Below are 12,916 nucleotides of genomic sequence, written 5' to 3'. Positions count from 1 at the left end.
CGTCTCGCACGCTTCGCTCAACTGTCCGCGAGACGCTCCGTCTTGTCAACCTGATAAATTCGGCCCATGGCCGTCCAGAAATCCACCCAGCCCGCCCCCGGCAAGACCGCCCCCGATTCCACCCGGCGCAGCGAAAGGTCCCGGCGCGCCATCTATGACGCCGCTCTCGCGCTCGTCGTCGAGGTCGGCTATCCGAAGACCACCATCGAGGGCATCGCCGCCCGCGCCGGCGTCGGCAAGCAGACGATCTACCGCTGGTGGTCGTCCAAGGCCGACGTGCTGATGGAGGCGTTCCTCGACCTGGCCGAGCAGGCCGTGCCGGAGGCCGGGCCGCAGCCGTACGTCTTCCCCGACACCGGCGACCTCGCCGCCGACGTCAAGAGCGTCCTGCGTGCCACCGTCGACCAGATGCGTGACCCGAAATTCGATGTGCCGTCCCGCGCGCTCGCCGCCGAGGGCGTCGTCAACGAGCAGCTCGGGCGCGAGCTCGTCTCCAAGCTGATGCAGCCCTCACTCGACCTCTACATCGGCCGGCTGCGCGCCGCGCAGGAGGCCGGCCAGGTGCGGCCCGAGATCGACCCGCGCATCGCGCTGGAGTTCTTCATCTCCCCGCTCGCCCAGCGCTGGCTCCAGCACACCGGCCCGATCTCCCACGAGTACACCGACACCCTCGTCGACTACGCCCTTCACGGCCTGGCCCCGCGCTGAGCGGCCCGGGCGAGGCGCCCCGGCGCGTCCGTGATCACACCGTCGCAGCCCAGCGCCAGCACCCGGTCCCGCTGGGCGTCCGTCACCACGGTGTGCGCCCACACCCGGGCGATGCCCGAGTGCACCGCCCGGGCCAGATCCGCGTCGCGCGCCCGGTGGTCCACGTCCAGCAGGTCCACGTACGACCGCCAGCGCTCCGGACGGTCCGTGCGCAACTGCCGCGCCGAGCGCCACAACTGCGAGAGCAGGCCGAGACGGTGGACGCGCCGGGCCACCTCGGGGTCGTTGGAGTTCACGAACACCGAGCGGGTCAGGCCACGGGCCCGGATCAGCTCGGCCAGCCGGTCGAGGCTGCGCGGATCCTTCGCCTCCAGCATCAGCACGATCCGCCCGCCGAAACGATCGAGCACCTCGGCGACCGTCGGCGGCCGCTCCGACCGCCAGCTGCCCGGGAGCCTGTCCTTCGGCCGCAGCCGGACGCCCCGCCACTCCCGGGCGTCGAGGCCGCGCACCGCCCCGCCCTGATAGGTGGTGCGGTTCAGGGTCTCGTCGTGGAACACCACCGGCGTGCCGTCACGCAGCAGCCGCGTGTCGAAGTCCAGCACCTGCGCCGTCCCGCGCTCGTAAGCGGTCGCCAGCCCCGTCATGCTGTTCTCGGGGACCTCGCGGGCGCCGCCGCGGTGCGCGACGTACGTGATCCGGGGCAGGGCCGCCACGGTCAGCGGACCCGCGCCCCACTCCAGCGGGGCCGGGGCGCGGCCGCCGGGTCCCGACAGGGCCAGCGAGACCACGGACGCCACGGAGGCCAGGCCCGACAACGCGATCCTTGTGACCATGGTGATCACGGTAGGGCGCCATGTCGTGGCAGAGCGGGCAATGACACCCGATCGCGGTGGAGTGCGGGGCTCACCGTTCTCCTCCCGTCCGGCGCGCGGTGGGGGGTGCGTCCTGCAGGTCCGGTGCGGTGTGCGGTGGGGGGTGTGTCCTGCCTGTCCGGTCCGGTGCCCTGTGGGTGGTGCGTCCTGCCTGTCCTGGATGTGGGCACTGGCCCCCCGGTGCGCGGGAAGATGGGACGATGAGGCATGCTGTTCGGCACGACGGCGAGGCGAGGGGATAGATGAGCGCGGAGTTCGGCGGCCGGAGCGGCCTGCAGGGCAAACTCACCCAGTGGCTGCGCGCCGGGCGCCGGCCGAAGGAGACCGCCGGGGACGGCGGCCGTGAGGCCCTGCTGCTCGCCGCCGCCGGCGCGGGACTGCCCCTCGCGCCCGCCGCGCACCCGGCCGGCTACCGCTGCTCCTGCGACCGGGTCGGCTGTCCCACCCCCGCCCGGCACCCGGTGTCCTTCGCCTGGCAGACGCAGTCGACCACCGACCGCGCCCAGATCGAGCGCTGGGCGCGACATCAGCCGCAGGCCAACTTCATCACCGCGACCGGCATGGTGCACGACGTCCTCGACGTGCCCCTCGATGCCGGTCGCGACGCGTTGGAGCGGCTGCTCGCCGCCGGTGTCGAGGTCGGGCCGGTCGCCGAGAGCGACGACGGCCGCCTCCTCTTCTTCACGCTCACCCGCGGTACGCCCGAGGACGAGGACGAGTGGTGGCCGTGCGAACTGGACTGCCACCCCGAGACGATGGACGAACACCCCGGGCTGCGCTGGCACTGCCGGGGCTCCTACGTCCTCGTGCCGCCGGCGCAGCTGCCCGGTGAGGAGCAGGCGGTGCGGTGGGTGCGCGGGCCCGAGCACGCGCTGCCGGATCCCCTGAGCCTGCTGGAGGTGCTCACCGAGGTCTGCGGGCGGTACGTGGGTGAGGACACCGGCCGTTCCGGCGAGGCGGCCTGGCCCCTGCGGCACTGAGGCCTGTCGGCGACCGGGCCGTGCGAGCCTGGGCGTACGGCCCGGGCTACGAGCCCTCCGCCGAGGTCAGTCCCTGGATCCGGCCCAGGATCGTCACCTTGCCCGGGCCCTTGGGGTCCAGTGCCACCTCGTTGGAGACGAACTCCATCGTGAGGGACTGCTTGATCTCGCCCTTCGTCAGGGCCAGGACGTCCTTGTTGGGGGTGGGGACGGAGGTTCCCGCGTGGGCGGTCTGCTTCTCGTAGTGGCGGGTGGTGAAGAACACCAGTGCCCCGCCGTCCGCCGTGCGCAGCGCGAGCGGTGCGTAGTCGCCGTTCGTCAGCGGCTCGTCGATGTACTGGGTGACCATGCCGGGCTTCTTGCCGTTCTTCTCGCGCAGGGCACGCCACCGGCTGGTGTGCGCGCCGTCCGCGAAGGTGTCGCCGCCGCTCTTCAGGTACGTCGCGTACGTCCGGCTCAGGCCGCCGGGGTCGGCGGCCAGGTCGGTGGAGTTGGGGGGGACGGACTCGGCCCAGCCGTCGGCGTCCGTCTTGAACTGCGGGACCTTGTCCGGGGCGACGAGCGTCAGGTACGCCACCTGGAAGGGGTCGTCCAGGCTGCTGCGGGTGAAGACCAGGAGCCAGCGGGCGGTACCGCCCTTGTTGCCGGCCGCGTCGGCCACGAACCAGCGGGGCCAGCCGGCCTTCTTCGGGATCGTGAACTTCGCGTCCGTCAGCTTCAGGGGGGTGTGGCGCGGGTTGCCGTCCGGGTTGTTCGCCTTCCCGGCCTTGAGGCGGGCCGAGTCGATGTCGGCGAGGGCGCCCGTGGTGCGGTCGGCGTCCAGGGTGCCGTCGTAGGCCTTGTCGGCCTCGTTGTACGCGGTCGTGAACTCCTGGAGGGCCCGGGCGGCTTCGGCGCGGGTCGTGGACGGGAGGATCTCCCGTTCGCCGTGCACGACGACGCATCCACTGGCCGTCAGCGACAAAGCGGTCGCCGAGGTTGCTATGAGGGCGCTCCGGGCGGGCCTGCGGAGCGTTCGAGGGTCGCGATCCCTGCTCATCGGGTACCTTCACCTTCCCCTTTCCGGAGGCGAACCCTACCGGGTGCCTCCGGCGGTCGGGCCGGGGGTGGGGTGGGGGTGTGCGTCCGCTTCGCCTGGCGGTGGGTGGTGGGTCGGGGCCGCGCCGGGGGGTGTCCGTCCTCGGAACGTCGCGATGGGCCCCCATACCGACTGACTGGCGTTGACGCGACAACCGCTGCGGGCGGACACCCCCCGACACGTCCCCTTCTCGCCGTACGCGGGTGCGGGCGCGTCTCCGCTCAGCCTGCGGGCAGTCGTGCCGCTGGGGAGGCACCCCGCTCCGCCGGGCTGCGCACTCACCCGGCCCAGTGTCAGCGGCTGTGCGCTGTCACGCCTTGTCGCGTACCGGAGTCGGGGACGGCGTCCGGGCCGGGGCCAGGAACAAGGCCAGGGTGGGGATCAAGTACAGGAGCCACACCGTGACTTGGAGTGTGGTGGGGTCGGGCTGGAAGTTGAAGACGCCCTTGAGGAGCGTGCCGTACCAGCTGTCCGGGGGGATCGTGCCGGAGACGTCGAAGGCCTTGTCGGTGAGGCCGGGCAGGAAGTCGGCCTCCTGGAGGTCGTGGAAGCCGTAGGCCAGGACGCCCGCCGCGACGACCACCAGCATGCCGCCGGTCCACGTGAAGAACTTCGCCAGGTTGATGCGCAGAGCGCCCCGGTAGAACAGCCAGCCCAGGAGGACCGCCGTGAGGAGGCCCAGGGCGACGCCCAGCAGCGGACGCGGTGTGCCGTCGCTCGCCGCGTGGACCGACGCCCAGACGAACAGGGCCGTTTCCAGGCCCTCGCGGCCCACTGCGAGGAAGGCGGTGGCGACCAGCGCGCCCGTGCCCATGGCCAGTGCCGCGTCCAGCCTGCCGTGCAGCTCGGACTTGAGGTGGCGGGCCGTGCGGCGCATCCAGAACACCATCCACGTCACCAGGCCGACCGCGAGGAGGGAAAGGGACCCGCCCAGGGCCTCCTGGGCCTGGAACGTCAGTTCCTGTGAGCCGAATTCGAGGGCGCAGCCGAAGCCGAACGCGAGGGCGATCGCGACGGCGATGCCGGCCCAGACCGGCTTCAGGGCGTCCCTGCGGTCCGTCTTGACCAGGTAGGCGATGAGGATGCAGACGACGAGGCTGGCTTCCAGGCCCTCGCGCAGACCGATCAGGTAGTTGGAGAACACCGGCTCAGGCCTCCTTGGAGAACAGTGTGCGGCCCCACCAGTCGTCCTTGTCGCGGACACCCGGGGGGACGGCGAAGAGAGCCGAACCCACGTGCTGGATGTACTCGTTGAGCGCGTCCGCGGCCAGGCTGCGCTGGATGGGGATGAAGCCCTTGCGGACGTCGCGCTGGTAGGCGAGGAAGAACAGGCCCGCGTCGAGGCGGCCGAGACCGTCCGTGCCGTCGGTGAAGGAGTAGCCGCGGCGCAGGATCGTCGCCCCGTGGTTGCTGTCGGGGTGCGCGAGCCGGACGTGCGCGTCGGGCTTCATCGCCTTCAGGAACGGCTCGTCGCGCTCCTTGGCCTTGCCGACCGGGGCGCCCTCGCCCTTGTCGCGGCCGAAGATGTCCTCCTGCTCCTGCAGCGAGGTGCGGTCCCAGGTCTCGATGTGCATGCGGATGCGGCGGGCGACCAGGTAGCTGCCGCCCTCCATCCAGGCCGGGCTGTCCTTGCCGTCCACCCAGACGAACTTCTTCAGGCGGTCCGTCTCCGTGCCCGCGATGTTGCGGGTGCCGTCCTTGAAGCCCATCAGGTTGCGCGGTGTCTGCGCCTCGGGCGTGGTGGAGGAGGTCTTGCCGAAGCCGAGCTGCGACCAGCGGATGACGACCTTGCCGAAGCCGATGCGGGCGAGGTTGCGGACGGCGTGGACCGCGACCTGGGGGTCGTCGGCGCAGGCCTGGATGCACAGGTCGCCGCCGCTGCGGTTCTTGTCCAGGTTGTCGCCCGCGAACCTCGGCAGGTCGACCAGGGCCTCCGGACGGCGGTCCGCGAGGCCGAACTTCCCGAAGAGGGACGGGCCGAAGCCGATCGTGAGGGTCAGGCGGGAGGGCTTGAGGCCCAGTGCCTCACCCGTGTCGTCCGGGGGCGCCTCGGCCAGACCGCCGTAGGCGCCCTCGCCGACCGCGTGTCCGGCCGTCATGCGCCGGGCCGCCTCGGTCCAGTCCTTCAGCAGTTGGACGAAGGCCTCACGGTCGTCGGTCGTCACGTCGAACGCGGCGAAGTGCAGGCGGTCCTGGACCGGGGTGGCGATGCCCGCCTGGTGCGGGCCGTGGAAGGCGATCGCCGAGCCGGCCGCCGGTGCGGTGTCGTCCTCGGTGCGGGCCATGGCCACCGCGCCGCCCGCCGCGGCCGCGCCGAGCGCCAGGCCGGCGCCGCCCCAGCCGAGCAGGGAACGGCGGCTGGGGGAGGGGGAGCCGGTGTCCGTCATCGTTACCTCACCACCGCCGCGGCGAGCTTCGACAGCGGCTCCGCCAGGGCGTTGACCGCGTCCGAGAGCTCCTTGCGGTCGGCCTTGCCGACCTTGTCGTAGGAGGTGAAGTCGTACGACGTGCTGTTCGGGCGGTACCGGTCCAGCAGCTTGTCCAGGGCCGCGAACTGCTCGTCGAGTTCGGTGACGAGGGCGGCGTCGTTCTCCTTGGCGACCGGCTTCAGCAGGTCGTAGGACTTCTGCGCGCCCTCGACGTTGGCCTTGAAGTCGACCAGGTCGGTGTGCGAGTAGCGCTCCTCCTCGCCGGTGACCTTGCCGGTGGCGACCTCGTCGAGGAGTTCCTTGGCGCCGTTGGCCATGGAGGTGGGGGTGATCTCGGCCTTGCCGACGCGGTTCTGCCAGTCCTTCAGGTCCTTGATCAGCAGGTCGGCGAGGTCCTTCTCACGGTCGCCGATCTTCTTGTCCTGCCAGAGGGCCTTCTCCAGGCGGTGCCAGCCGGTCCAGTTGGTGGCCGGGTCCTGGCCGTCCTCCAGGCCGTCCTCGCGGACATCGACCTTGGGGTCGATGTCACCGAACGACTCGGCGACCGGCTCAGTGCGCTCCCAGCCGATGCGGGAGGGGGCGTACGCCTTCTTCGCCGCCTCCAGGTCACCGTCCTTGACGGCCTTGGCGAACGCCTCGGCCTTCGGCAGCGTCTCGTCGGCCTGCGCCTGCGCGTAGGCGCGGTAGGCGGCGACGGCCTTGTCCAGGCGCGGGTCGCGCTGGACGGCCTTGCCGCCGGTGGCCTTGACGGCCTGGCGGATGCCGTCGCCCTTCATGCCGGGCTTGCAGGCGATCTGGTACTCGCCCGCCTTCACCTCGGCGGTGACCCGCTGCCTGGTGCCGGGGCCTATGTTCTCCCGCTCGGTGACCACACGGTCGTCGGGGAAGAGGACGTAGACCTCGGTGACCTTGGAGCCCTTGTTCTCGACGGCCAGCTCGACGTGCCCGGCCGGGAACTCCTTCTTCGACACCTGGCACTCGTCGTCGGTCGCCGTCACGTTGATCACGTGGTCGCCGTCCTTCGCGTCGCTCTTCTCGGTGCAGCCGGTGACGGCGGCCAGGGCCGCCGCGGCGGCGATGACTACGGAAGCGGGACGGGCGGGTCGCATGTGGGCTCCAGGAGAGAGGAAGGTGAGGCTCACCTAAGGGCAGCACATAAGAATTACCTAAGTGGCTCAAAATCGCTCTCATGCTCGGGTCAAGGGAAGGTCAAAGGTCGTCTTCCGCTGCCGCGGCGGCCCTTGTCTGCGTCGACATGCCCGGCGTAAGGGAGCGTGACCTGGCGCACGCGCGCCACGAAGAGACCGGTGTCGTGCCCCGCCCGGCCACCACGCCACCGGCGTGCGCCCTTGCCCGGAGCGACCCCTGCGCTCGGGCGATGTTTGAATTCCCCTCGTGACTGACTACGACGTGCTCCGCGTCTTCTGCGGGCCGAACGGTGGGTACGGCAACGAGCTCGGTGTCGTGCGCGAGGGTTCCGTGATGCCGGAGCGGGACGAGCGGCAGGCGTTCGCGGCGAAAGTCGGGTTCAGCGAGACCGTGTTCGTCGACGACCCCGAGCGCGGGGTGATCGACATCTACACGCCCACCCTGCGGCTGCCCTTCGCCGGGCACCCCTGTGTCGGGACGGCATGGCTGCTCGACGTGCCCGAACTGGTGACACCCGCCGGGGTCGTCGGGGCCCGGCAGGACGGTGAGTTCTGCTGGATCGAGGCCCGGGCGGAGTGGGCGCCGCCGCGGACGCTGCGGCAGTACGGCAGCGCCGCCGAGGTCGACGACCTGGCCGTGCCGCCGCCGGGGGTGGGGGCACCACCCACGCCTTTCGGGCAGTGGGGGAGGGTGTACGCCTGGGCGTGGGAGGACGAGCCGGCCGGGCGGATCCGGGCCCGGGCGTTCCCCGGCCGGGGCGACGGCATCGACGAGGACGAGGCCACCGGGGCCGCGGCCCTGCTGCTCACCGACCGGCTGGGCCGGGCCCTCAACATCACCCAGGGCGCGGGCTCCCAGATCCTCACCGCCCCCCAGCCGGGGGGATGGACCGAGGTCGGCGGGCGAGTCCGCCTCGAACGCTGACCCGGGCGGAGCGCGTCCGTACGGGGAGGCGGCGACTTGCCGTGCGGAAGGGCCCCGCCCGTTCACGCCGTGAGCGGGAACTCCGCTCCCAGCGCCTCGAACACCTCGTTGTTCAGCCCGTACGCCCGCTTGCACTCGGCCACGACCCGCTGCCGCTCCAGCTCGTCACCGGGCAGCGCGTCCAGCAGCTCGCAGTAAGTCCGCTTGAAGGCGGCCGGGTTGGGGATCTCCTCGAAGACGTAGAAGCGCACCCCGTCGCCCTTCCTCGGGAAACCCCAGGTCTTCTCGGCCGTGTCGCGGATGATCTGCCCGCCGGAGAGGTCGCCCAGGTAGCGGGTGTAGTGATGGGCGACGTAACCGGCCGGCCAGGCGCGGGCGCAGGCACTGATCCGCTCCGCGTACTCCAGGGTGGCCGGCAGCGCGCTGACCGTCGTGCGCCAGCCGGGGCCGCGCAGATGCCGCAGGTCCTGCTCCAGTGCCGTCACGCGGAACAGTTCCGGCCGGACGAAGGGGCCGGCCACCGGATCCGCGGCCAGCCGCCGGGCGCCGGACTCCAGTGCCCCGTACACGAACCACAGCTGCTCCGTGTAGCGCGCGAACGCGTCGAGCCCCAGCTTCCGCCCCAGCAGGTCACCGATGAAGGTCGAGCCCCTGACCTCCTCGTGCTGCTCGCGGGAAGCCGTCCGAAGGAGCGTCGAGAAGGATTCCATGCGCACACTTTTCCCGACGGGGTGTCGGTAAAAACCCCCGCCCGTGAACCCCCGCCCGTACGCCCATGCAGAACGGCCCGCCCTCTGCGGGAGAGCGGGCCGTGCGGGGATGTGCGGGTGCGGGGCTACGGCAGCGTGAGGATCTCCGCGCCCGAGTCCGTCACCACCAGCGTGTGCTCGAACTGGGCCGTCCGCTTGCGGTCCTTCGTCACGACCGTCCAGCCGTCGTCCCACATGTCGTACTCGTGGGTGCCGAGCGTCAGCATCGGCTCGATCGTGAACGTCATGCCGGGCTGGATGACGGTCGTGGCGTGCGGGCTGTCGTAGTGCGGGATGATCAGGCCCGAGTGGAACGACGAGTTGATGCCGTGCCCGGTGAAGTCCCGGACCACCCCGTAGCCGAAGCGCTTGGCGTACGACTCGATGACCCGGCCGATGATGTTGATCTGCCGGCCCGGCTTGACCGCCTTGATCGCCCGCTCCAGCGACTCCCGGGTCCGCTCGACCAGCAGCCGCGACTCCTCGTCGACGTCACCCACCAGGTAGGTGGCGTTGTTGTCGCCGTGCACACCGCCGATGTACGCCGTCACGTCGAGGTTGACGATGTCGCCGTCGCGCAGGACCGTCGAGTCCGGGATGCCGTGGCAGATGACCTCGTTGACGCTCGTGCACAGCGACTTGGGGAAGCCGCGGTAGCCCAGCGTCGAGGGGTAGGCGCCGTGGTCGCACATGTACTCGTGCGCCGCCTTGTCCAGCTCGTCCGTGGTCACCCCGGGGGCGATGAGCTTCGCGGCCTCCGCCATCGCCCGGGCCGCGATCCGGCCGGCCACGCGCATCGCCTCGATCGTCTCGGGCGTCTGCACCTCCGGTCCGGTGTACGGCGTCGGCGCGGGCTTGCCGACGTACTCGGGGCGACGGATGTTTCCGGGCACGGAACGGATGGGGGACAGCTCCCCCGGGACGAGCAGCGACTGGCCAGACATGCCAGCGAGTCTAACCAGCGGCCATGGGGGAACATGACGATGGCGAGAGGAGCTGGTCATGGCCCTGTTCAAGAAGCGCACGGTCGGCAAGCCGGGTGAGTGGTACTACTGCCTGGAGCACAAGAAGGTCGAAGAGGGGCCGGAGTGCCCCAACAAGGACCGGTTCGGGCCGTACGCCTCCCGCACGGAGGCCGAACACGCGATGGCGACCGCCCGCGAGCGCAACCTCCAGTGGGAGAACGACCCCAAGTGGCACGACGCACCGGCCGGCAGCCGGGACGACGAGAGCTGATCCCGTCCACGCCCGGGGCCGCGGCCCCGGGCGTTCGTGATGCCCCGGGTGTGCAGAGGCCGGCAGCGGGATGCCCGGCCGTCACCAGCGGGCCGGTGGCGGTGCCGTCAGGTGCTCCGCCAGTCGCGCCACCCGGTCCCGCAGCCGGCGCCGCCCCCGCGGGGTGGGCAGGGCGTTCTCCCCGGCCGCCGCACTGACCAGGTGCTGCACCGTGTCGAGGTCCAGCTCCGAGCCGTCGGGGACCGCCAGGGTCTCGTGCGCCAGGGACGGCAGCTCGCCCGGGCCGGGGCCCAGGGCCAGGACCGTCGCCCCGGCGCGACGGGCGTCGGACACCCGTTCCAGGAGTGGTGCGGCGGGCCCCTCGGGGGCGACCACCAGCAGCGTCTCGCCCCGCCGGGCCGCCTCGAGCCGGCCCAGACCGACCGCCAGATGCGTGGGATCGCAGGGGCGCGCGTCGTGCCGTACCAAAGTCGGGGCCAGCTCCGGCGTGCCCGACCAGGCGGCCTCGTCCACCAGGTGCGCGGCCAGATGCCACGGCTCGTAGTCCCGCGTGCCGACCAGCAGCAGCCCGCCCCCGTGCGACACCACCGAGCCGCGCAGCGCCCCGGCGAACCGCCGGGTGGCCCCGAGCCACTCCGTCCCGGCGAGCACTTCCCGCAGCAGCGCGACCCGTACCGCATCCATGGGGCCGCATCCTGCCCCCGAGCGGTCACCCGTGACGTCGAGTTCGCTGCGCGTTCGCCCGGGCTGGGGAGGCCGACCGGTCACCTGTACCACCGTCGAACGACCGGGGCAGTCCGCCGATGCCCGACACCGCCGTCCCCCGCGCGCCGGACAAGAGGGCCCCCGCAGCTCGTGCGGGCGACGCGGATCGGCCCGTTGTACGAGACCGGTGACCACGCAGCCACGCGGCGAGCACCTTCCGGCGGGTGCCCGTGACCGGGCCGACCTGAGCCGCCCGGCGCGACGGCGCGGTCGTAGAGTCGGGGCCATGACCTCTACCGACAGTGCTGCCACCGACAACGCCCAGAAGGCGCCCGCCAAGGACCCCTGGGACCTGCCCGACGTCTCCGGACTCGTGGTGGGGGTGCTCGGCGGGACCGGACCGCAGGGCAAGGGCCTGGCCTACCGGCTCGCCAAGGCCGGCCAGAAGGTGATCATCGGCTCACGGGCGGCCGACCGTGCCCGGGCCGCCGCCGAGGAACTCGGCCACGGCATCGAGGGCGCCGACAACGCCGAGACCGCGCGCCGCAGCGACGTCGTGATCGTCGCCGTGCCGTGGGACGGCCACGGCAAGACGCTCGAGTCCCTGCGCGAGGAACTGGCGGGCAAGCTCGTCGTCGACTGCGTCAACCCGCTCGGGTTCGACAAGAAGGGCGCCTACGCCCTCAAGCCGGAGGAGGGCAGCGCCGCCGAGCAGGCAGCCGCCCTGCTGCCGGACTCCCGGGTCACGGCCGCCTTCCACCACCTGTCGGCCGTACTGCTCCAGGACCCGGAGATCGACGAGATCGACACCGATGTGATGGTGCTCGGCGAGGTGCGGGCGGACGTGGAGATCGTCCAGGCCCTCGCCGGCCGCATCGCCGGGATGCGCGGTGTCTTCGCCGGGCGGCTGCGCAACGCCCACCAGGTGGAGTCGCTCGTGGCCAACCTGATCTCCGTCAACCGCCGCTACAAGGCGCACGCGGGGCTCCGCGTCACCGACGTGTGAGCCGGTGAGGAGCATGGGGGACACTGGACGGCACCAGCAGTGCCGCAGTGTCCCCCGACAGGAGTCGACCCCATGCCCCGCCTCGCCCTCTACGCCCTGATCGTCTGCGTCCTGTCCGTGGCCGCGGCCGTGGTCTCCTTCGTGGAGGGCAGCTGGCTGGGAATCGTCTGGGTGCTGCTCGCCGGGCTGTCGTCCAACATGGCCTGGTACTACCTGAAGCGCGCCAGGGCCCAGAAGTCGGTCACGCACTGACCGCCTGCGTCACGGGGCCGCCTGGCAGAACTCGTTGGAGCCCTGCCAGAAGCGGTACAGCTCCTGACCGCAGTACGTCTCGACGTCACTGATCCCGAGGGACTTCAGGATCGTGTCGATCACGTCGAAGAAGACGCCGTTCACGGCGGGCAGCCACAGGAGCGCGAACACGAACAGCAGGCCGAACGGCGCGAACGGCTCCACCTGGCGGCGGATGTTGTACGACAGCCAGGGCTCGATCACGCCGTAGCCGTCCAGCCCGGGCACGGGCAGGAAGTTCAGCAGCGCGGCCGTCACCTGGAGCAGCGCGAGGAAGGCGAGGGCGAACCGGAAGTCGTTCGGTACGCCGTCCAGCGCGCCCAGCCAGAACGGGGCGGTGCAGACGATCGCGAACAGCACGTTCGTCAGCGGGCCCGCCGCCGAGATCAGGCTGTGCTTCCAGCGCCCCTGGATCCGCCCCCGCTCGATGAACACGGCACCGCCGGGCAGCCCGATACCGCCCATGATCACGAAGATCACCGGCAGCACGATGCTGAGCAGCGCGTGCGTGTACTTCAGCGGGTTCAGGGTCAGATAGCCCTTCGCGCCGACCGAGATGTCGCCGCTGTGCAGGGCGGTGCGCGCGTGCGCGTACTCGTGCAGGCACAGCGAGACGATCCACGCCGCCGTCACGAACAGGAACACGGCGACGCCGGGCTGCTCGGCGAACCCGGTCCAGGTCACCCATCCCGTGACCGCCGTCACGGCGAGGATCCCGACGAACACGGGACTGATCCGCCGCTCGCTGTGGCGGGTGGTGGCGGTGGTCATGGGGCTCCCTGCACT

15 protein-coding genes are annotated in these 12,916 nt (G+C 71.6%); 6 read left to right on the top strand and 9 right to left on the bottom strand.

The genetic code is table 11. From position 1 onward, the window contains the following. The first annotated feature begins 66 nt into the window (after positions 1-66). Positions 67-708 carry a TetR/AcrR family transcriptional regulator gene (locus AB0F04_RS09810; protein WP_362039608.1) on the top strand — a complete coding sequence of 214 codons (642 nt, stop codon included), beginning with the start codon at positions 67-69 and terminating at the stop codon, positions 706-708. Here AB0F04_RS09810 and AB0F04_RS09805 read toward each other — a convergent pair. Further along, positions 687-1,544 carry a glycerophosphodiester phosphodiesterase gene (locus AB0F04_RS09805; protein WP_362039606.1) on the bottom strand — a complete coding sequence of 286 codons (858 nt, stop codon included), beginning with the start codon at positions 1,542-1,544 and terminating at the stop codon, positions 687-689. The two genes, AB0F04_RS09810 and AB0F04_RS09805, sit on opposite strands and share 22 nt — an antisense overlap. A gap of 281 nt (positions 1,545-1,825) precedes the next feature. Between AB0F04_RS09805 and AB0F04_RS09800 the strand changes: the two genes are divergently transcribed. Further along, complete coding sequence (locus AB0F04_RS09800) at positions 1,826-2,563, top strand: bifunctional DNA primase/polymerase (RefSeq protein WP_362039604.1); 738 nt, start codon at positions 1,826-1,828, stop codon at positions 2,561-2,563. Positions 2,564-2,609: 46 nt separating this feature from the next. Here the strand turns inward: AB0F04_RS09800 and AB0F04_RS09795 are convergent, their stop codons facing one another. The 4 genes from AB0F04_RS09795 to efeO all read right to left on the bottom strand — a co-directional run bounded on the left by AB0F04_RS09795 (position 2,610) and on the right by efeO (position 7,179). Then, on the bottom strand, positions 2,610-3,602 hold the full coding sequence (locus AB0F04_RS09795) for a hypothetical protein (RefSeq protein WP_362039601.1): 993 nt from the start codon (positions 3,600-3,602) through the stop codon (positions 2,610-2,612). 349 nt (positions 3,603-3,951) lie between these two features. After that, a complete protein-coding gene (gene efeU / locus AB0F04_RS09790; RefSeq protein ID WP_362039599.1) occupies positions 3,952-4,785 on the bottom strand; it encodes an iron uptake transporter permease EfeU in 834 nt (277 codons plus the stop codon). A gap of 4 nt (positions 4,786-4,789) precedes the next feature. Beyond that, complete coding sequence (gene efeB, locus AB0F04_RS09785) at positions 4,790-6,028, bottom strand: iron uptake transporter deferrochelatase/peroxidase subunit (RefSeq protein WP_362039596.1); 1,239 nt, start codon at positions 6,026-6,028, stop codon at positions 4,790-4,792. Positions 6,029-6,030: 2 nt separating this feature from the next. Beyond that, positions 6,031-7,179 (bottom strand): iron uptake system protein EfeO, encoded by a 1,149-nt coding sequence (gene efeO / locus AB0F04_RS09780; RefSeq protein ID WP_362039594.1) that lies wholly within the window; start codon positions 7,177-7,179, stop codon positions 6,031-6,033. Between the two features lie 286 nt (positions 7,180-7,465). On the opposite strand from efeO, the gene AB0F04_RS09775 reads away from it, so the two are divergent. Further along, positions 7,466-8,143, top strand: a complete 678-nt coding sequence (locus AB0F04_RS09775) for a PhzF family phenazine biosynthesis protein (RefSeq protein ID WP_362039592.1) — start codon at positions 7,466-7,468, stop codon at positions 8,141-8,143. A 62-nt stretch (positions 8,144-8,205) separates the two neighbouring features. On the opposite strand, the gene AB0F04_RS09770 is transcribed toward AB0F04_RS09775, so the two are convergent. Then, positions 8,206-8,853, bottom strand: a complete 648-nt coding sequence (locus tag AB0F04_RS09770; protein WP_362039590.1) for a biliverdin-producing heme oxygenase — start codon at positions 8,851-8,853, stop codon at positions 8,206-8,208. A gap of 125 nt (positions 8,854-8,978) precedes the next feature. Further along, entirely contained in the window at positions 8,979-9,836 is an 858-nt protein-coding gene (map, locus tag AB0F04_RS09765) for a type I methionyl aminopeptidase (protein ID WP_352100545.1), read from the bottom strand. A gap of 58 nt (positions 9,837-9,894) precedes the next feature. On the opposite strand from map, the gene AB0F04_RS09760 reads away from it, so the two are divergent. Next, on the top strand, positions 9,895-10,128 hold the full coding sequence (locus tag AB0F04_RS09760) for a hypothetical protein (protein ID WP_031105401.1): 234 nt from the start codon (positions 9,895-9,897) through the stop codon (positions 10,126-10,128). 81 nt (positions 10,129-10,209) lie between these two features. Here AB0F04_RS09760 and AB0F04_RS09755 read toward each other — a convergent pair whose 3' ends face one another. Beyond that, entirely contained in the window at positions 10,210-10,812 is a 603-nt protein-coding gene (locus AB0F04_RS09755) for a hypothetical protein (RefSeq protein ID WP_053672054.1), read from the bottom strand. Positions 10,813-11,119: 307 nt separating this feature from the next. Here AB0F04_RS09755 and npdG point away from each other — a divergent pair, with 307 nt between their 5' ends. After that, positions 11,120-11,839: an NADPH-dependent F420 reductase gene (npdG, locus tag AB0F04_RS09750; protein WP_362039588.1), complete on the top strand. Its 720-nt coding sequence runs from the start codon at positions 11,120-11,122 to the stop codon at positions 11,837-11,839. A 72-nt stretch (positions 11,840-11,911) separates the two neighbouring features. Then, on the top strand, positions 11,912-12,091 hold the full coding sequence (locus AB0F04_RS09745; RefSeq protein WP_104783951.1) for a hypothetical protein: 180 nt from the start codon (positions 11,912-11,914) through the stop codon (positions 12,089-12,091). Positions 12,092-12,100: 9 nt separating this feature from the next. Here the strand turns inward: AB0F04_RS09745 and AB0F04_RS09740 are convergent, their stop codons facing one another. Further along, positions 12,101-12,901: a site-2 protease family protein gene (locus AB0F04_RS09740; RefSeq protein WP_362039585.1), complete on the bottom strand. Its 801-nt coding sequence runs from the start codon at positions 12,899-12,901 to the stop codon at positions 12,101-12,103. Between the last annotated feature and the right edge of the window lie 15 nt (positions 12,902-12,916).

It is taken from the genome of Streptomyces sp. NPDC029041 (assembly GCF_040637515.1).
In the GTDB taxonomy this organism is placed as follows: domain Bacteria; phylum Actinomycetota; class Actinomycetes; order Streptomycetales; family Streptomycetaceae; genus Streptomyces.
Note: the sequence above shows the minus strand (reverse complement) of the source record. Positions and strands in the feature narration are given on the sequence as shown.

What these genes read in the sequence shown, in the direction of transcription:
- AB0F04_RS09810 (WP_362039608.1), top strand. Translation starts at nt 67, where the DNA reads ATGGCCGTCCAGAAATCCACCCAGCCCGCCCCCGGCAAGACCGCCCCC.
- AB0F04_RS09805 (WP_362039606.1), bottom strand. Translation starts at nt 1,544, where the DNA reads ATGGTCACAAGGATCGCGTTGTCGGGCCTGGCCTCCGTGGCGTCCGTG.
- efeO (WP_362039594.1), bottom strand. Translation starts at nt 7,179, where the DNA reads ATGCGACCCGCCCGTCCCGCTTCCGTAGTCATCGCCGCCGCGGCGGCC.
- AB0F04_RS09770 (WP_362039590.1), bottom strand. Translation starts at nt 8,853, where the DNA reads ATGGAATCCTTCTCGACGCTCCTTCGGACGGCTTCCCGCGAGCAGCAC.
- npdG (WP_362039588.1), top strand. Translation starts at nt 11,120, where the DNA reads ATGACCTCTACCGACAGTGCTGCCACCGACAACGCCCAGAAGGCGCCC.
- AB0F04_RS09760 (WP_031105401.1), top strand. Translation starts at nt 9,895, where the DNA reads ATGGCCCTGTTCAAGAAGCGCACGGTCGGCAAGCCGGGTGAGTGGTAC.
- efeB (WP_362039596.1), bottom strand. Translation starts at nt 6,028, where the DNA reads ATGACGGACACCGGCTCCCCCTCCCCCAGCCGCCGTTCCCTGCTCGGC.
- AB0F04_RS09745 (WP_104783951.1), top strand. Translation starts at nt 11,912, where the DNA reads ATGCCCCGCCTCGCCCTCTACGCCCTGATCGTCTGCGTCCTGTCCGTG.
- AB0F04_RS09740 (WP_362039585.1), bottom strand. Translation starts at nt 12,901, where the DNA reads ATGACCACCGCCACCACCCGCCACAGCGAGCGGCGGATCAGTCCCGTG.
- map (WP_352100545.1), bottom strand. Translation starts at nt 9,836, where the DNA reads ATGTCTGGCCAGTCGCTGCTCGTCCCGGGGGAGCTGTCCCCCATCCGT.
- AB0F04_RS09755 (WP_053672054.1), bottom strand. Translation starts at nt 10,812, where the DNA reads ATGGATGCGGTACGGGTCGCGCTGCTGCGGGAAGTGCTCGCCGGGACG.
- AB0F04_RS09795 (WP_362039601.1), bottom strand. Translation starts at nt 3,602, where the DNA reads ATGAGCAGGGATCGCGACCCTCGAACGCTCCGCAGGCCCGCCCGGAGC.
- AB0F04_RS09800 (WP_362039604.1), top strand. Translation starts at nt 1,826, where the DNA reads ATGAGCGCGGAGTTCGGCGGCCGGAGCGGCCTGCAGGGCAAACTCACC.